Raw genomic sequence first — 26,023 nt, forward strand, 5'->3', positions numbered from 1 at the left:
TGACGTCGTCCATCCGCGGCCCCCACGCCGGATCACCCCCGCGTGCGCGGGGAGCAGCCCGGCCATCGCTGTATGAAACGCCCTGGTCCGGGATCACCCCCGCGTGCGCGGGGAGCAGTGGCTCAGCTCAGGGTGTGCACGGATCACCCCCGCGTGCGCGGGGAGCAGTGGAAGGCGCTGCGGATGCTGCCGGAGCAGTCCGGATCACCCCCGCGTGCGCGGGGAGCAGTCCCACAGCATGTGCAGGCGGTCTTGGTACGCCGGATCACCCCCGCGTGCGCGGGGAGCAGGTAAGGCACACGACGATGCGACAGCAGCCCTCGGATCACCCCCGCGTGCGCGGGGAGCAGCCCGTGCTGGTGTCGGTGCACCAGATCCACGCCGGATCACCCCCGCGTGCGCGGGGGGCAGGCGGAGACCACCAGCCTCGCCGCCGCCAAGACGGGATCACCCCCGCGTGCGCGGGGAGCAGGAACGACCCCTCCGACCCCCGACCTGGAAGAGAGGATCACCCCCGCGTGCGCGGGGAGCAGTCCTGCCAGTCCAGGACGAACCGCGGAGCGATGGGATCACCCCCGCGTGCGCGGGGAGCAGAACTTGGCCAGCAGCTGCGGGGTGACCTTGCCGGGATCACCCCCGCGTGCGCGGGGAGCAGGCGCAGGTGGGGGTCTTGTGCGACACGGCATCGGGATCACCCCCGCGTGCGCGGGGAGCAGGCAGCGGGGCAGGTAGTCGATGTTGGTTTCGGCGGATCACCCCCGCGTGCGCGGGGAGCAGATCTCCTGCGCCGTGAAGACGCCGAGTGACCGGGGATCACCCCCGCGTGCGCGGGGAGCAGGTCCGGGTAGACCTCGTTGCCGTCCGAGTCGTAGGATCACCCCCGCGTGCGCGGGGAGCAGCTCGACGAACCCCCACTGCCCGTTCGGGTTGACGGATCACCCCCGCGTGCGCGGGGAGCAGACCGCTTGGCGGCCTTGTCGACCTGCTCGAGCAGGATCACCCCCGCGTGCGCGGGGAGCAGCTCCGCGAAGGGCGCGGGGTTGGCGCTTACCCGGGATCACCCCCGCGTGCGCGGGGAGCAGACTAACTGACCTGCGGTCTTGGAGATCAAGAACTCGATTTTTGTTCACTTAGGTGGGCCAGCCATAGTCTACGTTGGCCTGCCCTGTCGGCCGACCGTACGGTCGATAGCAGCACCGTCATGACAACCCTACGAGGTTCGTTGGCGGCCTGCTGCACTGCTGGGTGCCGAAGGGGGTCCGCCAGTTGCGGCCATCCCAATGTCTCCTTCTTGGCCGCTGGCCATCATCCGCTTGTTCAGGAATCCGCACCGGTTGTGAGGGACCCTTTCAAGAGGCCGTCGTTGATTTCTCGGGCCAGTGTTTCGCCGGTTGTGGCGGCCTCGCGGAGTCTTGCCTGGAATTCGGCTAGGTGCTGGAAGGCTTGGCCGTAGGCTCGCTGCTGGCCGAGGGGTAGGACGGGGATGGCTAGGCGTTTGACGTCGATGCGGCGCATGATGCTGCCGGCGCTGGATGCTCGACCGGCGACGCGGGCGTTTTCGGTGTGCGATAGTGCGCCGGCTACGAACCAGGGGTCGAATTGTGTGACGTCGACGCGTACGAGCTGTAGGCCGGGGCCGAGTTGGGCGTCGATCTGTTCGGGGGTGGCTACCCGGGCGATGACTTCGTTGCCCCTGATCGGGACGAGGATGTCGCCGGCACGGATCCGGGGTGCTGCTTCGTCGTTCGGGAAGCTGCCGCTGGCGGGTCTGTTGGTGAGGACGTCGTCGGCGGTCAGCACGGTGTTGCCCGATGGCGGTGTAGCTGTCCGGTCTCGTGAACCGGCACGTTGCTGAATGACGACGGTGCCGGACCGGATCAGGTCGGCCAGGCTGGCGTGCGGCGCCCGTACCGTGGTGGTTGATTTTGTTGCTTGAACGGCGGGCAGGCAGGCTCTGGTCTGCTGTAGGAGGTCCTCGAGTCGTTTGAGTTTTTCGAGGGTTCGGGTGGGTTCCGCGGGCGTTTGGTGCGCCTGCGGCAGGTATCGCCACGGGGTCAGGTCGACGTGTCCGTCGAGGAGTTGTATTGCGGGAGTGACGCGATGGATGTTCGATTCACTGCTGTCATGGCCGGAAAGGTAGTCGTTCCACGCCTGGAGAATGGGCTCTGTCAGTGGACTGTTCGCCGCTGTGGCGGTGGTGTCGACGAACAGCAGGCGATCGTTGAGTTCAAGCTGTGGGTCCGGTTGGGTGAGCACCCAGATGTGCAGGCTGATGCCGGCGGGTGGCATCAGCCCGGGTGGCAGGGCGATGACCGCGCGCAGGGTGCCGGAGCGGACGAGTTCGGCGCGGATCCGTCTGCCGGCGGGCCGGAGTGCGGCGGCGGGGGGCATGAGTACGGCCGCCGTGCCGCCGATGCGCAGGTGCGCCAGTGCGTGTTGTACCCAGGCGAGTTCCGGCTCGGTGCGTGGGGGGAGTCCGTGGACCCATCGTGGATCGTAGGCGAGCTGGTCGTGGCCCCAGTCGTGGATGCCGAACGGGAAGTTCGCCACGACGACGTCGGCTTTGAGGTCGGGGAAGGCATCGGCGAGCATGCTGTCGCCGATGTGCAGGTTCGGTGGTGCCGCCGGTCTGCCGGATTTCAGTGCTCGCTGGTGTACGAACCACAGGCGTAGCAGGGCGATCAGGGCGTATTGCGGTTTGATCTCTTGGCCGTAGCAGCGGCTGGGAACGCCGTCTTGCACGGCGCGGTCGGCGGCCAGGCGCAGGATCGAGCCGGTGCCGCTCGTGAAATCGAAGACGACCGTTCCAGCGCCGGTGAGTGCCAGCATCAGCCCGGCGACGATGTCGGGGGTGTTGGCCAGGCCGGACAGCGATTGGGCGGAGTTGACGTACTCGTCGTGCAGGTATTCGAAGGCGATTTCGGGTTCTTGTTCCCGGCTGAGTTGGGCGACGGTGTCGAGCACGGTGACGAGCTGCGGAGTCCATCGCTGTGGCAGTACCGGGCTGATGAGCTCGGCCAGGCTGGAGTCGAGTGTGCGGAGCCGGGCGAGTAGCTGCTTCGGGGTCAGCAGGTCTTCCGGCTGATCTCCGTTCACCAGGAGGTATGCGCCGGCGGCGATGAGGGCGTCTTCGAGCTGGGCTGCTGGTTGGTAGTTCTCGATGTTTCGCCAGGCCAGCTGTCCGAGACTGGCCTGATGCAGCTTGCCCTGCCCGCGCAGCCATTGCTCGACGGCATGCGCGTCGAACAGAGGGCTGCCCGGGGTGCCGGCCACGGGCGGCGGGAAGTCAGCGTACCGACGGCGCCAGTTGCTCACCGCCGGTCTGCCGACGTTTGCCAGCCGCGCGATGCCGCTCGCACTCAGGGTGGGGCCGCTGTTCGGCTGACCTTCCGATGGACTCACGGGTGAACGCTAGCATAAGCCACTAGTGTGTGAACACAGTTCACTGATACTCTCGCGCCGCGGAACTGTTCACATCGATCTGTAGTGGGAGGACGGTCATGGGCGGCAGGCGCGGACACAGCACGACCATCGGGAAGTTCGCCAAGATTCACCACAATCGCCGGGTCTCTGAGATCCGGCGGCTGGGGGTGACGCTCCGCGCTGAGCAGAGGGCCGCCGGATCCTCGGACGGCCGCGAAGACTCGGCCGGGCGCCCGGCACTACGGGCCGACTGACAATCGATCGAGAACCGACTACCTGAGGAGGACCATGAACACGATTGGTTTCATCCGCGTCAGCACCCGCACGGACGCAGCTGTTCACACCGGTGCCGTACCTCGTCGACGGTGCGCGCCGGTGGGGCTGCCTTGACCCGATCGCGCCCGATGGCTACACCCGGGCGCGCCTCGATCCGGCGGTGGGAGCCGCGATCGCGGCGGCCTACATGGCCGCGCCGGTGCGAGATCCGCGGGCCGGCGCCGCATACGCGGCGTTCCGGCGGGAGACAATCCGGCAATACGCGTATCTCGTGGGCCGTGCGGAGTTCGGCGGGCTCGGCGTAACCGTGCGGATCATGGACACCGACCCGTACGCCGATGCCGCTGCCATGATCGACGACCTGGTCCACCGTGAACTCAAGGTCTTCGCCACCGCGGCCACCGACAACCCGCACCCGGTGCTCAGCAATGCCGAGAACGACATGTTCCGGGCGGTGCACGACGCCTTCGGTCATGCGTCCATCGGCCGGGGGTTCGACGGTCACGGCGAGGAAGCAGCCTGGCTGAAACACAGGAGCATGTACTCGCCGCTGGCCGGCCGGGCACTCGCCACGGAGACGCGGGGCCAGAACTGCGCGATGATCTTCCACTATCGAGGCCAGCGGTTCGCCGAGCAGAAGGCGGCGCTGTTGCCGCGTGCCTTCAGCGATCCCCGTGCGGTGCGGCTCGACCGGTCGGCTCAGCGTTCCGACCGGTCGAGCCCGCCCTGAGTGAGTTTCGCGATCTCGTCCTGGATGGCCTGCACCGTCGGGTGCCCGGCGCCGTCGACGGCGATGCGGTCCTGCAGCAGGCTGTGCAACTGGCGCAACGCGCGGCTGTGTTCGCCGATTTCGGCGTGCAGGCGGATGGCGCGAAGGCGGTAATCAGCGACCGCGGCGTCCTGTTCACCGAACTGGGACGCGCGGCGGTCGGCGAGCTCTCGCCACTGCCGGGCGGCGGCTCGGGGATTCCCGGTGGTGGCCAACTGCTGGGCTCGGGCTTCGGCCTGCCTCGTCGCGAGATCAGGGTCGTCGTACTCGGCCGTTGTGGAATCTCGGGTCTCGTGATGGGCGGGTAAGGGCACCTGGCCGACCATCGCGGCGTACGCCCGGATCGCGTCCGGCTGGTCGCTGACCACGCCCGGAATCGGTGGCAGATTCCGGGCGAGCGGGGCCAGTACCTCATACACGGCGGCTGCGCTGGGCGGACGGTCCTGCGGGTGCCGGGCCATCAAGGCGTGCACCAGGTCGTCGATGACGGCCGGGACTTCCGGGCGCAGCGCCGCCGGTCGCGGTGGGGACGTCTGCAGCTGATGCCACACCGTGGCCGTGGGGGTGGGACCGTCGAAGGGCGGGCGACCGGTGAGCAGGTCGAAGAGGGTGGCGCCGAGTCCGTAGAGATCGGTGCGGTGATCCGTGGGGCTGCCCTCGATCTGCTCGGGAGCCATGTAGCCGACGGTACCGAGACTGTCGCCGCTCTGGGTGATTCGGGAGTAGCGGTCGTCGCCGTGGATCGCGGCGAGGCCGAAGTCGAGGACCTTCACCGCGCCGCTGCGCTCCAGCATGGCGTTGCTGGGCTTGATGTCGCGGTGAACCAATCTGATCTGCCGGGCCGCGATCAGCACGCTGCTGATCTGTGCGCCGATCGCGGCCACCCAGCTGACCGGCAGAGGGTCGTGTTCCGCGATCAGATCGGCCAGGTCAATCCCCTCGATCCGCTGCATGACCATGTAGAAGCGGCCTTTGTGCTGGCCGAAGTCGTACACAGCCGGAACCCCCGGGTGTGCCAGGCGTGCGGTCAGCCGCGCTTCGCGCCGGAATCTTTTCGCCAGCGCGGCGTCCATCACGGACGAAGCGGTCAACTTGACGATCACCTGACGGTCGAGCACGGTGTCCCGTGCCGGCCAGACCTCGCCCATCCCCTGATGCGACAGGGGAAGGTGGTCGACTGCGTATCGGTCCTTGAGGCGCTCGCCCGCTACCACGGGCTCACCCTAGCAACCAGCCCTGTCCACCCATTCGTCGTTGTCGCTTGCACGAAGGCTTGAAAACATAGTTCACAACTTGATTCTCCGTGTTCGCTGTGCAAGGGTCGGTCGCGGGCCACATAGGACACGCCTTGGACGGCGTGCCGGCCGACGGCGCCTACCGATCAGGGAGGGGTGTATGGCCGACCTGGCCATCGACCGAGGGTTTCTGCCCGCCTTTGCCAAGCTGCAGCGGCCGGTACAGCATGCCGTGCTTGCCACCATCGACAAATTCGCCGAGCACACCCACGCCGGCCTCCACCTCGAGAAGCTCACCGCCGCACGGGACCCGAACATCCGGACCATCCGCATCGACCGGTTCTACCGCGGGGTGGTACTCGCCCTCGGAGGCCAGCGCTACGCACTGCTCAACGTGCTGCCCCACGATGACGCGAACGCTTTCGCCACAAGCCGGCTGTTCACCGTCAACCAGGTGCTCGGCGTCCTCGAGGTCCGCGACCAGGCGGGCATCGAGGAACTCACCCATGCCACCCCGCCACCGTCGGCCACGAGCCTGTTCGACCGGGTCTCCGCCGCGGATCTCCACAGCCTGGGCGTGGACAAGGACCTGATGCCGCTGCTGCGACTGATCAGCACCGACAAACAGTTGGACAGCCTGGCCGGCCTGCTTCCACCGGCCCAGTTCGACGTTCTGAGCGGTCTGGCCAGCGGAATGTCCAAGCAAGAGGTCTGGGAGGAGATGGCTGACCGCATCGTCGGCGACGTCGACCCGGACGACCTGTTCACCGCCGCCCAGCGCACCCCCGAGCGGATCGCCTTCGTCTCCGGCCCCATGGAGCTGGCCGCCATCCTCGCCCACCCGTTCGACGTGTGGCGCACCTTCCTGCACCCCACCCAACGGGACGTGGCCTACCGGGAGACCTACTCCGGACCGGCCCTGATCACCGGCAGCGCCGGCACCGGCAAGACCGTCACCGGCCTGCACCGAGCGGTCTTCCTCGCCCGGCGGCTGCCCGACGACGGACCGAAAGTACTGCTGACCACCTACACCCGCTCCCTCGCCGACGCACTCGGCAAGCAACTGCGCCTGCTCACCGATGACCCCGCGGTCCTGCGCCGGATCGACGTGATCGGTGTGGACAAACTCGCCCACCAGATCGTCACCCGAGACGGCACAAAGGTCACCGTCGCCACCGACACGATCATGGACCCGCTCTGGGAGGAAGCCGCCGCAGCCAGCCCTGCGTTCAGCGCCGCCTTCCTCAAACACGAGTGGGAACAGGTGATCCTGGCCCAGCAACTGACCACCGCCGACACCTACCGCGACAGCCCCCGCAAGGGCCGGGGCGCCGGGCTCCGCGCTGCCCAGCGCGACCAGGTCTGGACCGCGATCGACGGGGTGGTCACCAAACTGGCCAAGCGGCGCCTGCGCACCCACACCCAGCTCGCCGACGAGGCGGCGGCCATCACCGCGCGCACACCGAGCCCTTACCGGCACGTCATCGTGGACGAAGGCCAGGACCTGCACCCGGCACAGTGGCGGCTGCTACGCGCGCTCGTCCCCGCCGCGGACAACGACCTGTTCCTGCTCGCCGACCCCTACCAGCGCATCTACGACAGCCAGGTCTCGCTGACCCGGCTCGGCATCCCGGTACGCGGCCGGACCCGACGCCTGACCGTCAACTACCGCACCACCCACGAAATCCTGGACCTGTCGGTGAAGGTCCTCAACACCGGCACCGTGTTCGGCCTGGACGACACCCCCGACACCCTGGTCGGCTACCGATCGGTCACCCGCGGCGGCACACCACAGCTCACCACCCACCCCACCCGCGACGACGAGTTCGAAGCCCTGATCGAACGGGTCGGCACCTGGCTGGACCAGGGCGTCGAACCACACGCGATCGGCGTGGCCGCCCGCACCGGAAAACTCGTCAAGGCCATCACCACCACCCTGGCCGGCGCCTACATTCCGGTCGCCGACGACAAACAGGGCGCCGACGGCGTACGGGTCGCCACCATGCACGGCATGAAAGGGCTGGAATTCCGCTGCCTCGCCGTGGTCGGCCTGGACCTCGGAGTGCTGCCCGCCGCCAACGCGGTGACCCCCGCGGCCGACGATCCACACGCCCACCGGCAGGACCTCCAACGCGAACGCTGCCTGCTGTTCGTCGCCCTCACCAGGGCCCGCGACGTGCTCTACCTGTCGCACAGCGGCCAGCCCAGCGAACTTCTCCCGGCACTGACATGAGGAACCGCCATGGGACTGAGTGACGCGGCCCGCACGGTGTGGGGCAAGACCGACCGCACGGGTCTCTCCGTGGTCGGCTGGCTTCCCCTGTGGCGGCACCTCGCCGATGCCGCCGACGTGGCCGGCCGCCTGTGGGACCACTGGCTGAGCCCCGCGGTCCGCCACCGCATCGCGGACGAACTGCCCGGCGGCGACACCGACGGCCGGACCCTCGCCGTCTGGCTCGCCGGCGTGCACGACATCGGCAAAGCGACACCCGCCTTCGCCGTCCAGGCATCCTTCCGCGGCCAGACCGCCAACCTGGTACAGCGGATGCGCGACCGTGGACTCGACTTCGATCATCAGCAAGTCTGCGACCAACGTCGGCAGGCCCGCCATGACGCCGCCGGTCACCTCGTACTCGCCGAATGGCTGCGCGAACGCGATTGGACCGATCCGCACGCGTACGCCGTGGTCGTCGGCGGCCACCACGGCGTACCGCCAACCGACGAGGTGCTCAAGGGCATTCTGTGCCGCCGGTACCTGCTCGGTGACCAGGCATGGCAGCAGGTACAGCACGAACTGCTGACCTGGATGACCGACCGAGCCGGCGCGGGAGACCGGCTCAGCGGCTGGGCCGATGCACGACTGTCACAACCGGTCCAGGCGGCCCTCACCGGACTCGTCATCGTCGCCGACTGGATCGCCAGCAACGAGAAATACTTCCCGTACCTTCTCGATGCCGCCGACGAGGACCGGCTCAAAACCGGATGGGAAGAAGTCGACCTACCCGTACCGTGGCTTCCCGCCCAGCCGCCGGCCGACGCGGCAAACCTGTTCTCCACCCGGTTCGCCCTGCCCTCCGGCGCGACGCCACGCCCGGTGCAGCAGACCGTCACCGAGGTCGCCACCAGCATGCCGACACCAGGAATGATCATCGTCGAAGCGGCCATGGGGGAGGGGAAGACCGAAGCGGCACTCGCGGCAGTGGAGATCCTCGCCCGCCGCACCGGAGCCTCCGGCTGCTACCTCGCGCTGCCCACCCGGGCCACCAGCGACGCCATGTTCAGCCGCATGCTGTCCTGGCTGCGCCGGCTACCCGACACCCGGGTCGGCAGGGGAGACCGCGACGTACGACTCGCCCACGGCAAGGCCGCACTCAACCCCGAATACGACCAACTGCGCCACACCTCCCTGGCCAGTGCCATCGCCGAAGACGACGGCGGCACCAGCATCGGCGTCAACAGCTGGCTGGCCGGATCGAAACGCAGCCTGCTCTCCAGCTTCGTCGTCGGCACCGTCGACCAACTGCTGTTCGCCGCGCTGCGCGGCAAACACCTGGTGCTGCGCCACCTCGGCCTCGCCGGAAAGGTCGTCGTCATCGACGAGGCCCACGCCTACGACGTCTACATGGGGCGCTTCCTCGACCGGGCGCTGGAATGGCTCGCCGCCTACGGCGTACCGGTCGTCGTGCTCTCCGCCACCCTGCCCGCGCACCGCCGCGCCGAACTGCTGGCGGCCTACGACAACGGACGGCTCGGCCCACCACCCCCGCTCACCTGGCGAGACCGAGGCAAAACCAGAATCGATCCGTACGCCGCGGTGCGCACCGAAATGCGATATCCCCTGATCACCACCTCAGCCGACGGCCGCGGAGCCATAACGACCAGCTGCGCCGACTCCGGGCGAGGCATCAAGGTACGGATCCGCCGTCTCGACGACGACCCGACCGCCCTGATCAACCTGCTCCGCGATCGGCTGCGCGACGGCGGCTGCGCGCTGGTCATCCGCAACACCGTCGCCCGCGTCCAGCAGACAGCCGAGTACCTGCGTACGGCACTCGGCCCGGACCTGCCCGTGTCGGTGGCGCACTCCCGGTTCATGGCGGTGGACCGGGCCACCAAGGACCGCTGGCTCGCCGCGACCTTCGGGCCACCGGGAACCGCCGAACGACCGCGCCGGCACATCGTGGTCGCCAGCCAGGTCGCCGAGCAGTCCCTGGACATCGACTTCGACCTGCTCGTCACCGACCTCGCCCCCGTCGACCTCGTACTGCAGCGCATCGGCCGCCTGCACCGGCACCCCCGCGACGACCGTCCGGCCGCCGTCGCCGAGCCGACCTGCTGGATCACCGGAGCCGACTGGACCACCGAACCACCCCAACCGGTCGCCGGCTCACGCCGGGTCTACCAGCCCGCCATGCTGCTGCGCAGCGCCGCCGTGCTCCTGCCACACCTGGACGGTGTGCCACTGCGACTTCCGGCCGACATCGCCGTACTCACCCAGGCCGCCTACGGCGACACCGAGGTGGGACCGCAAGCCTGGCAGCCGGCGCTGTCCGAGGCCGAGCAGAAACAGCGCGACGCCTTCGTCGCCAAGGAACTGAAAGCCGACGGCTTCCGCCTCGCCGGGGTCGCCGAGCGCGGGGAACCGCTGATCGGCTGGCTCTCCGGCGGCATTGGTGACGCCGACGACAAGACAGCTCGCGGACACGTCCGCGACACCGACGGCGAAACCCTGGAGGTCCTGCTACTGGTCCGAACCGAGACCGGTCTGGTCATTCCACCGTGGATCGGCGGGGGCGGGGTAGCCGTACCCGTCAACAGCATGCCCCATTGGCGGCTTGCCCGGCAGATCGCCCGTTGCACCCTGCCCTTGCCCCGCTCGATGACGGCCACCGACGTCATCGACGACACCATCGCTGAGCTGGAGCGTCGAGTCGATGTCGCCGCCTGGCAAGACAGTCCTTGGCTGGCCGGGGAGCTGGTACTTGATATTGAGATTAACGGTCTCGCGCGGGTCGGTTCCTTCGATCTCCATTACGAATTTCATGAGGGCCTCCGGGTTTCGCGCCGTGATTAAAACCCCCGCCTGACGCGGGGAACCTACCTGCATGCAGGGATTTAAAGGATCACCCCTCATTGGAGGGAATCGGCTGACGAAAGGTTTTCATCAATGGGCTTTGCATACAGGGTTTTAACTTATGGCGGTCACGTTATGTTGGGGTGGCGGGTTTGGCAACTGTGAGTAACTCTCGAGTGTTCACTCTGGCGGATGAAACCTGGATTCCGGTCCTGGATGGGGCTTGTAGGCGGCGTGAGGTTTCCGTGCGCGGGCTGTTCGAGCAGTCCGCTGAGATCCGCATGATCGCCTGCGAGTTGCCCACGCAGACGTTTGCGATCCTGCGGCTGGCCCTGGCGATCCTGCACCGCGTTACGAACGGCCCACCCAATGAAGCTGCCTGGCAAGCCCTCTGGCGAGACCGGCGACTGCCGCTGGACGACCTGACCGACTACCTCGACACGTTCCGCGACCGGTTCGACCTGTTCCACCCGCGACACCCCTTCTATCAGGTAGCCGACCTGAGAGCCGAGAAAGACAACACGTACGGCCTCGAGCGGCTCATCGCCGATGTGCCCAACGGCATGCCGTTCCTGACCACCCGGGCCGGCCCGGGTATGGAATCGATCTCTCCTGCCGAGGCTGCCCGGTGGCTGGTGCACTGCCAGGCGTACGACCCGGGCGGCATCAAGACCGGGGCAGTCGGTGACATCCGGGTCAAGAAGGGCAAGGGCTACTCGATCGGCGTCGGCACGCTCGGCAACCTCGGCGGCGTCTACCTGGACGGCAATACGCTGCGAGAGACGCTGCTGCTCAACCTGCTGCCCTTCGGTGGAAACCGGCAGCGGGCCGACGACCGAGATCTGCCGGTATGGGAACGCGAACCGCAGACCGCCGCCGAGGAACCCGACGAGACACGCGGCCCGTACGGCCTGCTCAGCCTCTACACCTGGCAGTCCCGCCGGATCAGGCTGTTCGGTGATGCCGACGGCGTCACCGGCGCGATGATCGCCATCGGTGACCGGCTCGACTGGCAGAACCACCACCTGCTGGAACCGATGAGCGTCTGGAGCCGCAGCGCACCCCGGGAACGCGAACAGAAGCTGGCCCCGATCTACCTGCCCCGCCCGCACGACCACACCCGCACCCTGTGGCGAGGGCTGCAAACCCTGCTACCCCCGCCGGCGCCGTCCACCGGCGAAGCACCGCAACGCTGGTCGCCGCTGGTCCTGCAGTGGCTAGCCCGGCTGACCCGCGACGCTGTGATCGGCCAGGACTTCCAGGCCCGGCCCCGCGCGGTCAGCGTCACCTACGGCACCCAACAGGCGGTCATCGACGAGGTCTTCTCCGACACGCTGACCATGAACGTCCTCCTGCTGCTCGAAGACTCCCCACTACGGACCACAGCCGTCGACGCCACCGCCGACGCCGAGGCGGCCGTCCAAGCACTACGGCGACTCGCCACGAACCTGATCCGGGCCGCCGGCGGCTCCGACGACAGCGGCGACGCCGACCGCGCGGCCGAGCGCGCGTACGCCGTACTCGATCGGGCTTTTCGTGATTGGCTCGCCCACCTCGGACCCGACAGCGAACCGGCGACCGAGCGCACTGCATGGCAGCACCGAGTGCGTCGCGCCGTTAAGGAGGTCGGCGATGAGCTGGTCGACGCGGCCAGCCCGGCCGCCTGGGTCGGCCGCACCAGAACCGACCGCAACGGACGAGACATCCACTACTCCAGCTTCCAGGCCGAAACATGGTTCCGCCGGGACCTTGCCAAAGCGCTGACCCTCACCACCGACACCGACCACCAGGAGGTACGAGCGTGACGACGACAGACGCCCCGGCCGACACACCGGTGCGCACCGCGAGACCGAGACGGCGCACCGCGCTCGGCGACCACGTCGCACGCACCGTCGGCAGCCTCCAGGCCCGGCTGCTGCGCGACCCTCCACAACCACAGGCCATCAGCGCCCTCGCCCGGCTACGCCGCGTCATCGGCCACGAACCCGGCTTCGACTACACCCTCGAGGACTACCTCTCCGTCCCGGACGAACTGCTCAACACCCGGCAGATCGACCCGGCCACCGACCAGGACCACGCCGTCCACGACGCGGTCAGCCTGTACGCCCTGCACCAGCAGTCACGCCGCGAACGGATGCACATCGACGGCCGCGGACTCGGCCGGGCCGTGGCCGAACTCGCCCACGCCTCAGCCGGACCGGACGGCATCCGCCGCCGCTTCGCCGCACTCGGCACCGCTAGCAGCTACCACGAGAGCATCCACCACCTGCGCGGCCTGATCACCATGCTGCGCGGCCACCAGATCCCCCTCGACTACGGCCTGCTCGCCGACGACCTGCACACCCTGCGCCGCCCCGGCGGCCGGCAGCGGGTGCAGGCCATCTGGGGACGCGAATTCTTCCGCAGCCGGCCGCAACCCACCGACAACTCCGAGGAGACGCCAGCATGAACCGCGCCATCATCGACGTCTACGCCCTGCACACCGTCCCGCCGAGCAACCTCAACCGCGACGACACCGGCTCACCGAAGACCGCCGTCTACGGCGGTGTCCGCCGGGCCCGGGTGTCCAGCCAGGCATGGAAGCGGGCCATCCGGCTGGCCTTCAAGGACCTGCTCGACCCCACCGAACTCGGCGAGCGCACCAAACGGGTCGGCGAATCCCTGGCGGTCCGCATTCAGGCCCTCGACCCGAACCTGTCCGACGAGACCGCCGCGACCATGGCTGCCGAGGTATTCGTCACGGTAGGCCTCGCCAAGGCCGACAAGAAGAAGACCGAGGTGAAGTACGTCGAATCCGGCTATCTGCTCTTTCTCAGCCACCAGCAACTGGACAACCTAGCCGCTGCCGCACTCGACGCCGTCAACACCGGCACCCCACTGGACAAGAACCGGCTCAAGGCGCTGGCGAACAGCGACCACTCGGTGGACATCGCCATGTTCGGCCGGATGGTCGCCGACATGACCGACATCAACGTCGACGCCGCCTGCCAGGTCGCCCACGCCATCAGCGTGCACGCCGTCGACAACGAGTTCGACTACTTTACCGCCGTCGACGACCGCAAACACGACATGGCCGAGACCGGCGCCGGCATGATCGGCACCATCGAGTTCAACTCGTCCACCCTCTACCGGTACGCCACCGTCGACGTGAACGCCCTACACGAAACGCTCGGCTCCGCGCCGGCCGCAGTGGCCGCGGTCAAGGCGTTCCTCACGGCCTTCGCCCGCAGCATGCCCACCGGCAAACAGAACACCTTCGCCCACCGGACCCTGCCTGACGCGCTCGTCGTACGGCTCCGCGACACGCAGCCGATCAACCTGGTGGGCGCGTTCGAGACTCCCATCCGCGAAACCCACGAGGCCGGACGGATCAAACTGGCCGCGGACGCCCTCGCCGACCACACGGTCGCGGTCGAGAACGCCTACGGCGAACAGCCGGTGGCGAGCTGGGTCACCCGCGTCGGCGACCAGACCGCAGCGCTGGCCGACCTCGGCAAGTCCACCACCCTCGGCGAACTGGTCAACGAGGTCGCGGAACAGGTAGGCCTGGCTCTCGGACAGCCCGCATGACCGTCCTGGTTCTCAGACTCGCCGGCCCGCTCCAGTCATGGGGCTCGTCCAGCCGCTTCGCTCGCCGCGGCACCGACATCGCACCCACGAAAAGCGGTGTCATCGGCATGCTCGCGGCCGCCAAAGGAATCCGCCGTACCGAGCCGCTCACCGAGCTCCTCGGCCTGAAATTCGGCGTCCGCCTCGACCAGCCGGGCCAGATCCTGCGGGACTTCCAGACCGCCCGGTCCCTCGACGGGCGAGCCAGCGCCCCACTGACCTACCGCTTCTACCTGTCCGACGCGATCTTCCTCGCCGGAGTCCACGGCGACCCGGCGCTGCTCCACGACCTGGCCGAGGCACTCAAGCGTCCCCGATACCCGCTCTATCTAGGACGACGATCCTGCCCACCGGCCGGCCCGGTCAGCCTCGGCGTCCACGACATCACCCTCGACGACGCCCTGGACTCGTGGCCCTGGCTGGCATCGGAACGCTTCCGGCGCCGCGCCGCCCCCACCGTCCGGCTGGAAGTCGTCCGCGACGCCCGCCCCGGCGAACCCAGCGCGGAAACCCTGCCCGACGAGCCGGTCAGCTTCGACCCCGCCCACCGGCAGCACACCTGGCGCTCCGTGCTGCGCCGCCACGTGGACGTCCCCAACGACCTCGCGGAACGGGCCGGCGTAACCGACCACGACCCGTTGAGCCTGCTCGGAGGATGAGCATGTTCCTCACCCGATTCCCGATCAACCCGGCCCGCCGCGGAGCCCGCAAACTGCTCGCCTCTCCGCAGGCCATGCACGCCGCGGTCCGGGCCGGATTCGCCGATCCCGCCGACTACCAACGGCCTGATAGCCGCACCCTCTGGCGACTCGACACCCCCGCCCCCGCCACCGTCCACCTCTACCTGATCAGCCCCGGTCGCCCCGATCTCACCCACCTCGTCGAACAGGCCGGCTGGCCGACCACCGCCACCTGGGACACCCGCGCCTACGATCCGCTGCTCGCGACGCTGCGACCCGGCCAGCGCTGGGCCTTCCGGCTCACCGCCAACCCGGTCCACAGCGGCCGCAAAACCCCGGACACCAAGGAGACCCAGCGATTCGGCTACCTCCGAGCCGAAGAGCAGGAACAATGGCTGCTCCAGCGTGCCGCCCGATGCGGATTCACCGTGGCGACGCAACAGGACGGCCGGCCCAACCTGCGCCTGCATCAACGGCAGACCCAGAGCTTCAAACGCGGGACACAACCGGTCACGCTGACCACGGTCACGTACGACGGCGTTCTGGACGTCACCGACGGCCAAGCCTTCCGCACCGCCCTGACCAGCGGTATCGGTCACGCCAAGGCCTACGGCTGCGGCCTGCTCACCCTCGCCCCAGCCGACGGGGCAGCGACCGGAAGATGAGTTCCTCCGGGGTGCCACCCGCCGACATCGCCGACCTCAGCCGAGCCGAGGACCGCATCAGCTTCCTCTACCTCGAACGCAGCGTCATCCACCGCGACAGCAACGCGATCACCGCTACCGACGACCGCGGCGTCGTACACATCCCGGCCGCATCTATCGGAGTCCTCCTGCTCGGACCCGGCACCAGCATCACCCACCAAGCAATCGCCCTGCTCGCCGACCACGGCGCCACCGCCGTCTGGGTCGGCGAGCGCGGCGTGCGCTACTACGCCCACGGACGCTCCCTCGCCTCCTCCAGCCGGCTACTGATCGCCCAAGCCGCCGCCGTCAGCCACCGAAACCGGCGGCTGGCGGTGGCCCGAACCATGTACGCGATGCGCTTCCCGGGCGAGAACACGACCCACCTGTCGATGCAACAACTACGCGGCAAAGAAGGCGCCCGCGTCCGGCGGATCTACCGCGAACACTCCCAGCGAACCGGTGTGCCCTGGAACCAACGCGCATACGACAAGGCCGACTTCACCGCCGGCGATCCGATCAACCAGGCGCTGTCCGCTGCCCACGCCTGCCTGTACGGGATCGTGCACGCGGTCATCGTGGCCGTCGGAGCGTCACCCGGCCTCGGATTCGTCCACACCGGCCACGAACGAGCCTTCGTATACGACATCGCCGACCTCTACAAAGCGGAGATCACCATTCCGGCCGCCTTCGACCTGATCGCCGAAGGCTCGACCGACATCAGCGCCGACACCCGCCGTCGAGTACGCGATCGCGTACACGACGGAGCCCTACTGGAACGGTGCGTGCGAGACATTCGCATGCTGCTGCTTCGGCCCGAACACGGCGGCGAGATCGAGGAGGACGACGATTCCGTCCGGCTGTGGGACGAGGGCGGTTTCGAGGTCACGGCCGGCCGCAATTATGCCGACGTCGGCGACGTGGACTTCTGATGACCGTCATCATTCTCACCGCCTGCCCACCAGGGCTGCGAGGGCACCTCACCCAATGGCTGCTGGAGATCTCCGCCGGCGTGTACGTCGGCCACATCAGCACACGAGTCCGCAACCGCCTCTGGGCGCGGGTTGTCGACATGGCCGGGCCCGGACGAGCGCTACTGGTCTACCAGAAGCGCGGCGAGCAGAAGCTCTCCTTCGAGGTACACGACCACCACTGGGAACCGGTCGACCTGGACGGCGTGACACTGATCCGCCGTCCCGGAAACGCACCGTTCAATCCGGCAGCTCCGACCGGCTGGAGCAAGGCCGCCAAACGCCGCCGGTTCGGGCGCCCCGGCCGTCCAGCGTAGGCTGTACCCAGCGAGAGCAAGTGAACAAAATCCAGGATCCTGATCTTTAACGCTGCAGGTCAATTAGTCTGCTCCCCGCGCATGCGGGGGTGATCCCCACCTGTCCGCGGTCGTCGACAACCCGGAACGCTGCTCCCCGCGCATGCGGGGGTGATCCCCGACGTGGATGACGGTGGCGATCGCCGCTGACCTGCTCCCCGCGCATGCGGGGGTGATCCGTGTCGTTGATCTGACTGTACGAATGGCCGAACCTGCTCCCCGCGCATGCGGGGGTGATCCCCGCTACGTGACGATCGTGGGCCCGTCCTACGACTGCTCCCCGCGCATGCGGGGGTGATCCCTGGCGCAACGTCGGCCTCGCGATGCGGTGGGCCTGCTCCCCGCGCATGCGGGGGTGATCCGGTGGAGCGCATGACTTCTGCCAGTGAAGGGACCTGCTCCCCGCGCATGCGGGGGTGATCCCGGTTCTCACAATCAATTCGTCTCACCCCCTCTCTGCTCCCCGCGCATGCGGGGGTGATCCGGAGCTGCGTGATCGAGGCCGGTTGCACGAGATCTGCTCCCCGCGCATGCGGGGGTGATCCGACGCGGATCAGTTCGGGCAAGAAGTCATAGCCCTGCTCCCCGCGCATGCGGGGGTGATCCCCAGATCCCGGCCATCCCCGGCGGCGAAGGCGGCTGCTCCCCGCGCATGCGGGGGTGATCCGGCGATGATCCTGGCCGACCTGCGCGGCCCGCTCTGCTCCCCGCGCATGCGGGGGTGATCCGCTACACCGGGGGACGGCGCGCCAACGGACTACCTGCTCCCCGCGCATGCGGGGGTGATCCCTCTCCCGGCGTGTCGCAGGATCGCCACCGTAACTGCTCCCCGCGCATGCGGGGGTGATCCTCAGAATGCAGACCCGACCCGTCCGGAACGCCACTGCTCCCCGCGCATGCGGGGGTGATCCCTCCTACGGCGGCGCCGACGTCTCCGCTGGCCGCTGCTCCCCGCGCATGCGGGGGTGATCCGTCCACACCGAAGGTGGCGGGCTGGTCGAACGCCTGCTCCCCGCGCATGCGGGGGTGATCCTTCGAGTGGGCACCGGTGGCCGAACGATCCGGCCTGCTCCCCGCGCATGCGGGGGTGATCCCTTCGGCAAGAGCGCGTCGAAGCCGAAGTTCATCTGCTCCCCGCGCATGCGGGGGTGATCCGGTGCCCGCGTTCGGGTTCGGCACGAACTGGTCCTGCTCCCCGCGCATGCGGGGGTGATCCTCCAGGGGGCGTGTTGTCAGTGCTCACGGGTCACTGCTCCCCGCGCATGCGGGGGTGATCCGGTGTCTGACCTATCCGGACAGAAAGTGGCCCCCTGCTCCCCGCGCATGCGGGGGTGATCCCGCCAAACGGTACGCCAATACCGTGCACTACTCCTGCTCCCCGCGCATGCGGGGGTGATCCGTCGACGTACCGGAAGACGATGTGGGTCAGGCCCTGCTCCCCGCGCATGCGGGGGTGATCCGGCCATGGAGGCCTGCGGGTCGTCGGACTTAGCCTGCTCCCCGCGCATGCGGGGGTGATCCGTTCCGCGCGGGTGTGCAGCCGCATCAGGAAACCCTGCTCCCCGCGCATGCGGGGGTGATCCCGCGCCGGGCCTGATCGTGGTGGTGGGCCAACCCTGCTCCCCGCGCATGCGGGGGTGATCCTGGGCGGGGTGGTGTCTGCGGGCGCCGAGTCCACTGCTCCCCGCGCATGCGGGGTGATCCCGCGCCGGCCTTGACGACCTCGGCATCGGCGAGCCTGCTCCCCGCGCATGCCGGGGGTGATCCCTGACCGCCTACACCGTTCGGATACTGTGCGACCTGCTCCCCGCGCATGCGGGGGTGATCCCGGCAAGAACGCGTGTTCAGCGAGGAACCACCGCTGCTCCCCGCGCATGCGGGGGTGAACCCACCGGTCAGTGGGTCACGGCGAACGAGGTCACCTGCTCCTTTCACATGCAGGGGTGATCCGGCCACATGCGCGCCGACATCTACATCCGGGTCCTGTTCCCCGCGCACACGGGGATGATCTTGGACGGCCGGCACGCTCACCCGTGGTGGGGCCTGCTCTCCGGCGTTCGACCTCGACACGAAACCATCGTCTCCTGCTCACCCAGCAGCCGCAGCACCCCGTCGCCCCCACAGGCCACCTTCAGCTGATCGCCGGGTTACACCGGACACCGGTGGTCAGTTGCCGCTGCTTAAGCGCGGCCGGGGGCCGCATTAGTATCGGATAGCCGGCCGGGGCGATGTCCGAGATCCTCGGACCTGCGCAACCGTGAGAGCGATGACCTTCCCGGGGTCGGCCGCGTCCTCGGTGATCCGGCGGCGGACGGCCAGGACCCCGCTGACCAGGCTCGCCTCCGGCCATCTCCCATCGCCGGGTTCGATCGAGGTGAGGGTACGCCGAAGGCCGTGAACCACCCTGTCCAGCCCCGCGGGTCACGCCTGGCGACCGTGCGGCGGGCGCGTGCCACCAGCGCGGTCGACTGGGCGGCCTCCCGGAACGTCTGAATCGGGAGTGTCAGCTCTGCCTGTCACCGCTGACGACCGCTCCACCGCTCGCGGGCCCGTGCGCCGTTCGATGTCTGACCAGCGCTGATCCGGCGTGGTGGGGGGAGTGGCGAGGATCAGATTCCCGGCACGGGGAACTCGCCCTTGGTGACGCCGTCGAGGAAGCAGTCCCACTCGTTGGCGTCGAAGATCAGTGGTTCCCGGTCCGGGTTCCGTGAGTCGCGGATGGCCACGTAGCCGTCGACCTGAGCAAACTCGACGCACCCGCCGTTGTTGGCGGACTTGCTGGACTTCCGCCATCGCGCGTCGGCCAGGTTGACCTGGTACTTGTCCATCGGTGGCTCCTACTGTGGCGCGAGCTGGCGGGCCGCCGCGGTGATCAGTTCGCGTGATTGCTGCTTGCTGAGAGCTGCCGCGGTGATGTGGTTCATCGCCAGATTACTCCTTGCGAGGTCATCCTCTCGTTCGAGGTACAGATTCCCGGCCTGGGATTCCATATAGACGACGGGCGTGTGTAGGTCGTCTTGGAACTCGAAGACGGTCAGCGCACCCAAGGCTCCCGGATATCCGCCACCCGTGAACGGAACGACTTGGATGGTCACCCACTTCGGAAGCCTCAACAGATGATCGAGTTGCTTCGCCATGATCTCCGGGCCACCCATATGGCGGCGTAGTACAGCCTCGTCAAGCACGACCCAGAGTTCTGGATGATCCTCGCCGAAGACTCGCTCCTGACGTTCCAGCCGAATCTGTACCTGGCGGTCCACCTCCGCGGTCGTCGACGGAGGATTGACACTCTCGGCGAGGGCGCGAGCGTAGTCGGCGGTCTGCAGCAGGCCGTGGACCATGAGCGGTTCGAAGATTCGGATCTTCGTGGCGGCGCTCTCCAAGCCCAGGAACGTGGCGAACGGAGCGGGCACTGCGCCGTACTTGGACCACCAGCCGCGCTGGGCGCCGAGCGTGCGCAGCTCCATCAGTTGGTCGCGCAGTGGGTCGGGAGTTCCGTAGAGGGCGAGCAGCGCCTCCAGTTCGACGGGCTTGGTCCCGACCTCACCCGCCTCGATCTTCTGGATCTTGCTGACCGAGCAGCCGAGCCGGTTCGCGGCGTCCTGCTGAGACTTGCCAGCGGCGGAGCGGAGCTGGCTGAGCTGTTCACCCAGCTGCCACCGGGGGATGGTCGGGCCGATCGGTCGTGCCATGGCAGGCTCCTCCTCCACCGTGGAAATCGATCGACGTCATCCTCCCACTTCCTATGCCGCTGGCAATACGGTTCGTACGTAGAACCTATGACGATTCACCCGAACGGGCAGCAAGAAGTTACGGCATAAGATTGACGGCCGACGCTGCCGGTGCCACTCTTGCCGTACCGAGCTGGTCGCCAGCCGATCCATACTCGACGTTCCCTCCCGGCACAGGGGGTCACCATGGACTCGAGAACCACCACCGAGGTAGACGGTGCCCGCCATCAGCCGGACCGGTGCTCGTACCTCTGCCTTGGTTGTGAAAGGTCTTGGCCGTGTGATCCGGCCCGTGAACACCTGGTCGCGACGATGAGCCGCGACCTGCCGCAGCTTTACGCCTGGATGTGGCGCGAACTCGAGCACGCCGCCCTGGGTCCGCTGGAACGCGAGCCGGTCGCCGAACTGGTCGAACGATTCCTGCGCTGGATTCCCGTTCCGGCCCGTCAGGCGGCGGACCGCCGCATACCGCCCGCGATCCGTACGCCGGGCGGTCACCCGTACCCGAAGGAGAGAGCATCGATGGAGCAGAACGCGCACGCCATGGCCGAACGTGTCGCCGACACGCTGGCCGGGCACGGTTACGCCTTCGTCGAAGAGGACCGGATCGACGCGTTGGCGGCGACCCTGCAGGCATTCCTGGTCACCGCCGGCCTCCCGGCCATGCCGAACGCCGAACCCGCTGATCTGGCTGTGACGCCGGAAGCGCGCCACCGATGATGCCGCACAAAGGTGACGGCGGCGGCAGCGCATGCGGGTCGTCGTTGAACGACATACGAATCCGGGCTGACCACCCCTGTCGCTGCTGAATTCCACGGTCGGTGACGTCCTTCGGTGACCCCCCGTGGCCGACGCTCTGGATGTCCTTGATGTTCGGAACCCGTAAGGTCTGACGAATGGGATGGGAGGCGCTCGGGCAGTGGGGTGAAGACGCCGTTCGCGTCGAGCCGCTCGCTGGGGGAGTCGCCAACGACGTGTGGAGCGTGCGCGTCGGCGGACATCTCGCGGTCGGTCGTCTCGGCGGCAGGAGCGACGCCGATCTCGCCTGGGAGATGGCGCTCCTTCAACACCTCGATCGTGAAGGTTTGACCGTGCCGGTGCCGATCCCGACCGCGGACGGACGGCTGTTCGTCGACGGTCTGGTGGTGATGCCCTATCTGGAGGGCGGACCGCCCGAGACGGCCGCCGACTGGCGTCGCGTGGCCGGCGTGCTCCGCGAGTTGCACCGGTTGACGCGCGGCTGGCCGCAGCGCCCGGGCTGGCGATCGTCGACCGATCTCCTGCACGCCGAGACCGGGACGAAGATCGACCTCGGCGCGATGCCCCCGGAAGGTGTTGCCCGGTGCCGGGCGGTGTGGGCACGGCTCGCCGGACGTGAGACCTGTGTCGTGCACGGCGACCCCAACCCCGGCAACATTCGCATGACCGCGGATCACGTCGGGCTGATCGACTGGGACGAGACGCACGTCGACGTACCCGACCTCGATCTCGTGCTGCCCGGTAACGCCGCCGGCCTCGACGACGACGCCTACGACATCGCCGCGCAAGCCGAGGCCGCCTGGGAGGCCGCCGTCTGCTGGAAGGACGATTACTCGGTCAAGCGGCTCGCCGAAGTTCGACCGGTCTGACAACGCGTTCGAGGAACATCGGGCGAGATGACAACGGCGAACGAGAACCGGATCGCGCGCCGATGGCCGGTCTTCGTGCCGCATTCGTCCAGCACGCTCCGCTCATGGCCCGCTACCCGGGCAGCCGTATGCATCCCTCATCGTCGTGTTCGAGCGGGATGATGACCAGCGCCACCAGGTCGGTGTTAAGGCGTCCTGGTTTATCCCCGTCATTACATGCGACCATGTCGCCATGACGATCACCAGAAAGGGCTATGGCGCGTAGACCACCGGCGCAAGTGCGCGCCGCCACACACCGCCGCCTTGAGCAACCCCTTTCGGGCCTCCCCGATCTCAGCCCACGTGGCCGCGCCGTGATCGCGCACCTCGAACGCACCCGGCTCTGGCCCGGCGCCGCCCGTGATGCCCTCGACGCCTGGACACGCTTCCTGCGCGACCCCTATCACCGGCTGTTTGACCCGGCATCCGGCTGCGGGGTCCTTGCCTGCTGCCCCGATCCGATGGAGCTACGCCGCCTGCTGCACATGGTCAGCCAGGCCCTGCCACGACGCGATGCCCGCGAACTTCGCCGTCATCTCGCTGAACTGGACGAGCAGTGGTGAAGCTGGGGCATGGCGAAACTCGCAGCACCACCCAACACGATCACGATTTGTGCACTTTGTACGTACCTGGCGCTCGGGTTCTAGACTTCGTGCCAGAGCTTGTTCTAATCGACCAACGTCACGCCGCGAAACGCCGCTGGCTCGGAGGTCCCGGCCGCCCAGCGTAGGCTGTACCCCAGCAAAGGCAAGTGAACAAAATCTAGGACCCTGATCTTCAACGCTGCAGGTGAATTAGTCTGCTCCCCGCGCACGCGGGGATGAGCCCAACATCAGCGAGCACTGCACGGACTCCAACTGCTGCTCCCCGCGCACGCGGGGATGAGCCCGAGCCGACCGCCAGCGTGCGCCTGTCAATCGTCTGCTCCCCGCGCACGCGGGGATGAGCCCTGACCGATGAGGCTGCCGCGCTCGGACTGGCTCTGCTCCCCGCGCACGCGGGGATGAGCCGGCGGGTATGCAGCGGGCGAACGCCAAGGCCGCCTGCTCCCCGCGCACGCGGGGATGAGCCGGGAACCTGGTCGTCGCCGGGAACATCACCATTCTGCTCCCCGCGCACGCGGGGATGAGCCCACAAACCAGTCCATGCAGGCGATCCGGCGAGCCTGCTCCCCGCGCACGCGGGGATGAGCCCGGCGTCTCGCCGGCCCGGGACCGCGGTGCCGACTGCTCCCCGCGCACGCGGGGATGAGCCGTGGTCGGCGATCTTCCCGGGAATGGTCTTCAGCTGCTCCCCGCGCACGCGGGGATGAGCCTCACTCTCCGCAGTCACTGGGCTGGCCGGTCGACTGCTCCCCGCGCACGCGGGGATGAGCCGCTGAATCCGTCGGTCAAAGACCCGAACAAAATCTGCTCCCCGCGCACGCGGGGATGAGCCACGTCCAACCACGGGGCCGTTTCTTGAACGGATCTGCTCCCCGCGCACGCGGGGATGAGCCGGTCGCGAAGCTGATCACCGACCCCCGGCCGGGCTGCTCCCCGCGCACGCGGGGATGAGCCGGATCATGGAGCACGCCCACCACACGCTCGGCCCTGCTCCCCGCGCACGCGGGGATGAGCCTACGGAGTGACCAGCACATGACCCAACCCATCACTGCTCCCCGCGCACGCGGGGATGAGCCCACCTGACCGGCCCGTACCGGGTTGCCGACGTGCTGCTCCCCGCGCACGCGGGGATGATCCGTACTGGTCGGTGGTGCGGCCCAGCAGCTGCAGCTGCTCCCCGCGCACGCGGGGATGATCCCACGAGGTTCGCGACGCCGACCGGGTGCTCACCCTGCTCCCCGCGCACGCGGGGATGATCCTGCGGAACACTCGGCCCGGCAGGTCCGGGTCATCTGCTCCCCGCGCACGCGGGGATGATCCGTCGAGCGAGTCGCCGGAGGTGTTGGAAACCAGCTGCTCCCCGCGCACGCGGGGATGATCCCCGTGCGCCGCTGGGACCGGCTCGGCCGCCGGTCTGCTCCCCGCGCACGCGGGGATGATCCCTTCTTCGCGCTGACGGAGACCCGCTGCGAGCCCTGCTCCCCGAGCACGCGGGGATGATCCGGTGGCGGATCCCGCGCCCGCGGCGGTAGCCAGCCTGCTCCCCGCGCACGCGGGGATGATCCCTCTGGCTCGGGGCGCGGCCTGCTCAACGGGCCCTGCTCCCCGCGCACACGCGGGGGTGATCCCTGTTTGGAGGTGAGCAGGCCATCCTGGACCTCCTGCTCCCCGCGCACGCGGGGAGCAGGACGGCCCGCATCGCGACAACGACCGTTGCCGGGGGGATCACCCGTCCGCGCCCCGCGTGCGGGGAGCAGTTCCTGATCAAGCGGGAGCTGACTGGGGGAGTGCGGTTCACCCCGCGTGCGCGGGGGAGCAGATGAGAACGAAAATTGTTTCCATCAGGCCCATAAGGATGACCCCCGCGTACGCGGGGAGCAGTGAACGTGCTGGATCGCGGCGAGGACGGCCAGGGGATCACCCCCGCGTGCGCGGGGAGCAACTCCACGGTACGGCAGCCGTGACAGATGATGATGGATCACCCCCGCGTGCGCGGGGAGTAGGAGGCCCGCACCGACAAGACCGCGACGGGCAACGGATCACCCCCGCGTGCGCGGGGAGCAGTAGCGGCATACCGCGCCCCTCTGAGGTTCCACCCCGGGACCGGACACCGGAGTTTCATGCCGCGAGGGCGATGGGTGGACGATAACAGACACGCGCTTCGCGTGGTGTCTGATAGTTCGTGGTGGAATGCAATCATTGGTTGTTGTAGTAGTTGATGCAGGCGAACACCTTCCGGCGGGCCTCGGCACGGGTGGCGAAGACGCGGGTGCCGATCTCGGCCTTGAGGCTGGCGAAGAACAATTCAGCGCCAGCGTTGTCGAAACAGGACCCGGTACCGGCCCATTGGCGGCCGCATGTCGAGCCTGGTCAGCGTGGCGCGGAGTCCTTCGAGGTGTACTGCCGGGGGTCGGAGTGGAAGATCGCGCCCGGGCGGACCAGACCCCGGCGGTGAGCCAGATCGACGGCATCGCAGACCAACTCAGCATGCATGTGCGTCGCCATGGCATGCCCGACGACCTCCCGGTTGAACTGGTCGATTGTGGCCGCCAGGTGCAGTCAGCCCTCAGCGGTGTGCAGGGAGGTGATGTCCCCGACCAGCTTGCGGCCTGCTGCGATCGTGGTGAAATCGTGGCGGATCAGGTCCAGCGCCGACGCGGCCTTTTCATCCTGCCTGGTCAGTGACCGCCGTCGACGGCGGGTTATCCCGGCGATCCCGCGTTCACGCATCGTCCGCTTGACGCGTTTGCGGTTGACCCGCAGCCCCCGCAGCCCCCCGCGGCGCAGCTCGGCGGTGATCCGCGGCGACCCGTAGCCGGATGCTCGGCCCGGATCGCCGGATCCAGTTCGGCCAGGTACTCGTCGTCGGCCTCCCGGGTCTGTCTCGCCGGCGTGGCAGCCTGCTTATCGTCGTAGCCCTGCCTGCCCTTGACCGCCAGAACAC

The 26,023-nt window shown here is 68.4% G+C and carries 19 protein-coding genes, 1 pseudogene and 3 CRISPR repeat arrays (1 of these 23 only partly in view); of the genes and pseudogenes, 13 read left to right on the plus strand and 7 right to left on the minus strand.

The window, feature by feature from the left end; all coding sequences use genetic code 11:
* A CRISPR array of direct repeats spans nt 1-1,082; the repeat unit is 28 nt; unit sequence GGATCACCCCCGCGTGCGCGGGGAGCAG (it extends 216 nt beyond the left edge of the window).
* A 235-nt stretch (nt 1,083-1,317) separates the two neighbouring features.
* Nucleotides 1,318-3,402, minus strand: coding sequence for an N-6 DNA methylase (locus BJ964_RS33245; protein WP_188124350.1), 2,085 nt, complete (start codon nt 3,400-3,402; stop codon nt 1,318-1,320).
* Nucleotides 3,403-3,769: 367 nt separating this feature from the next.
* On the opposite strand from BJ964_RS33245, the gene BJ964_RS33250 reads away from it, so the two are divergent.
* Nucleotides 3,770-4,429, plus strand: a complete 660-nt coding sequence (locus tag BJ964_RS33250; protein WP_229807388.1) for a hypothetical protein — start codon at nt 3,770-3,772, stop codon at nt 4,427-4,429.
* Here the strand turns inward: BJ964_RS33250 and BJ964_RS33255 are convergent.
* Entirely contained in the window at nt 4,399-5,616 is a 1,218-nt protein-coding gene (locus tag BJ964_RS33255; protein ID WP_188124351.1) for a serine/threonine-protein kinase, read from the minus strand. The genes BJ964_RS33250 and BJ964_RS33255 overlap by 31 nt on opposite strands.
* Nucleotides 5,617-5,863: 247 nt before the next feature.
* Here BJ964_RS33255 and BJ964_RS33260 point away from each other — a divergent pair, with 247 nt between their 5' ends.
* The 9 genes from BJ964_RS33260 (at nt 5,864) to cas2e (ending at nt 17,037) form a co-directional block, all read left to right on the plus strand.
* Nucleotides 5,864-7,936 carry a UvrD-helicase domain-containing protein gene (locus BJ964_RS33260; protein ID WP_188124352.1) on the plus strand — a complete coding sequence of 691 codons (2,073 nt, stop codon included), beginning with the start codon at nt 5,864-5,866 and terminating at the stop codon, nt 7,934-7,936.
* Between the two features lie 9 nt (nt 7,937-7,945).
* Nucleotides 7,946-10,777 carry a CRISPR-associated helicase Cas3' gene (gene cas3, locus BJ964_RS33265; protein ID WP_188124353.1) on the plus strand — a complete coding sequence of 944 codons (2,832 nt, stop codon included), beginning with the start codon at nt 7,946-7,948 and terminating at the stop codon, nt 10,775-10,777.
* 176 nt (nt 10,778-10,953) lie between these two features.
* On the plus strand, nt 10,954-12,582 hold the full coding sequence (gene casA / locus BJ964_RS33270; protein WP_229807387.1) for a type I-E CRISPR-associated protein Cse1/CasA: 1,629 nt from the start codon (nt 10,954-10,956) through the stop codon (nt 12,580-12,582).
* The gene (gene casB / locus BJ964_RS33275; protein WP_188124355.1) at nt 12,579-13,226 is read left to right on the plus strand and encodes a type I-E CRISPR-associated protein Cse2/CasB; all 648 of its coding nucleotides are present in this window, start codon (nt 12,579-12,581) and stop codon (nt 13,224-13,226) included. Before casA ends, casB begins: the two co-directional genes overlap by 4 nt.
* Complete coding sequence (cas7e, locus tag BJ964_RS33280; protein WP_188124356.1) at nt 13,223-14,347, plus strand: type I-E CRISPR-associated protein Cas7/Cse4/CasC; 1,125 nt, start codon at nt 13,223-13,225, stop codon at nt 14,345-14,347. The genes casB and cas7e overlap by 4 nt, the downstream gene beginning before the upstream one ends.
* Complete coding sequence (cas5e, locus tag BJ964_RS33285; protein ID WP_188124357.1) at nt 14,344-15,045, plus strand: type I-E CRISPR-associated protein Cas5/CasD; 702 nt, start codon at nt 14,344-14,346, stop codon at nt 15,043-15,045. The genes cas7e and cas5e overlap by 4 nt, the downstream gene beginning before the upstream one ends.
* A gap of 2 nt (nt 15,046-15,047) precedes the next feature.
* A complete protein-coding gene (cas6e, locus tag BJ964_RS33290; protein WP_188124358.1) occupies nt 15,048-15,731 on the plus strand; it encodes a type I-E CRISPR-associated protein Cas6/Cse3/CasE in 684 nt (227 codons plus the stop codon).
* Nucleotides 15,728-16,681 carry a type I-E CRISPR-associated endonuclease Cas1e gene (gene cas1e / locus BJ964_RS33295; protein WP_188124359.1) on the plus strand — a complete coding sequence of 318 codons (954 nt, stop codon included), beginning with the start codon at nt 15,728-15,730 and terminating at the stop codon, nt 16,679-16,681. The genes cas6e and cas1e overlap by 4 nt, the downstream gene beginning before the upstream one ends.
* Nucleotides 16,681-17,037 carry a type I-E CRISPR-associated endoribonuclease Cas2e gene (gene cas2e, locus BJ964_RS33300; protein ID WP_188124360.1) on the plus strand — a complete coding sequence of 119 codons (357 nt, stop codon included), beginning with the start codon at nt 16,681-16,683 and terminating at the stop codon, nt 17,035-17,037. Before cas1e ends, cas2e begins: the two co-directional genes overlap by 1 nt.
* A 68-nt stretch (nt 17,038-17,105) precedes the next feature.
* Nucleotides 17,106-18,782: a CRISPR direct-repeat array (repeat unit 28 nt; unit sequence CTGCTCCCCGCGCATGCGGGGGTGATCC).
* 903 nt (nt 18,783-19,685) lie between these two features.
* On the opposite strand, the gene BJ964_RS33305 is transcribed toward cas2e, so the two are convergent.
* The gene (locus BJ964_RS33305; protein WP_188124361.1) at nt 19,686-19,904 is read right to left on the minus strand and encodes a DUF397 domain-containing protein; all 219 of its coding nucleotides are present in this window, start codon (nt 19,902-19,904) and stop codon (nt 19,686-19,688) included.
* A gap of 9 nt (nt 19,905-19,913) precedes the next feature.
* Complete coding sequence (locus BJ964_RS33310) at nt 19,914-20,768, minus strand: helix-turn-helix domain-containing protein (protein WP_188124362.1); 855 nt, start codon at nt 20,766-20,768, stop codon at nt 19,914-19,916.
* 351 nt (nt 20,769-21,119) lie between these two features.
* Between BJ964_RS33310 and BJ964_RS33315 the strand changes: the two genes are divergently transcribed.
* From BJ964_RS33315 to BJ964_RS33325, 3 genes are all read left to right on the plus strand, one after another.
* Nucleotides 21,120-21,527 (plus strand): hypothetical protein, encoded by a 408-nt coding sequence (locus tag BJ964_RS33315; RefSeq protein ID WP_188124363.1) that lies wholly within the window; start codon nt 21,120-21,122, stop codon nt 21,525-21,527.
* 176 nt (nt 21,528-21,703) lie between these two features.
* Nucleotides 21,704-22,435, plus strand: coding sequence for a phosphotransferase enzyme family protein (locus BJ964_RS33320; RefSeq protein ID WP_188124364.1), 732 nt, complete (start codon nt 21,704-21,706; stop codon nt 22,433-22,435).
* Between the two features lie 353 nt (nt 22,436-22,788).
* Entirely contained in the window at nt 22,789-23,037 is a 249-nt protein-coding gene (locus tag BJ964_RS33325) for a hypothetical protein (protein WP_188124365.1), read from the plus strand.
* Nucleotides 23,038-23,273: 236 nt separating this feature from the next.
* A CRISPR array of direct repeats spans nt 23,274-24,644; the repeat unit is 28 nt; unit sequence CTGCTCCCCGCGCACGCGGGGATGAGCC.
* Between the two features lie 631 nt (nt 24,645-25,275).
* On the opposite strand, the gene BJ964_RS33330 is transcribed toward BJ964_RS33325, so the two are convergent.
* From BJ964_RS33330 to BJ964_RS49595, 3 genes and pseudogenes are all read right to left on the minus strand, one after another.
* Nucleotides 25,276-25,383: an IS3 family transposase gene (locus tag BJ964_RS33330; protein WP_188124366.1), complete on the minus strand. Its 108-nt coding sequence runs from the start codon at nt 25,381-25,383 to the stop codon at nt 25,276-25,278.
* A gap of 66 nt (nt 25,384-25,449) precedes the next feature.
* On the minus strand, nt 25,450-25,638 hold the full coding sequence (locus tag BJ964_RS49590) for a DDE-type integrase/transposase/recombinase (protein WP_407650858.1): 189 nt from the start codon (nt 25,636-25,638) through the stop codon (nt 25,450-25,452).
* Nucleotides 25,639-25,881, minus strand: a pseudogene (locus BJ964_RS49595) (IS3 family transposase); the annotation flags it as partial.
* Between the last annotated feature and the right edge of the window lie 142 nt (nt 25,882-26,023).

Origin of the sequence: Actinoplanes lobatus (assembly GCF_014205215.1) — a bacterium.
GTDB classification, from domain to species: Bacteria; Actinomycetota; Actinomycetes; order Mycobacteriales; family Micromonosporaceae; genus Actinoplanes; species Actinoplanes lobatus.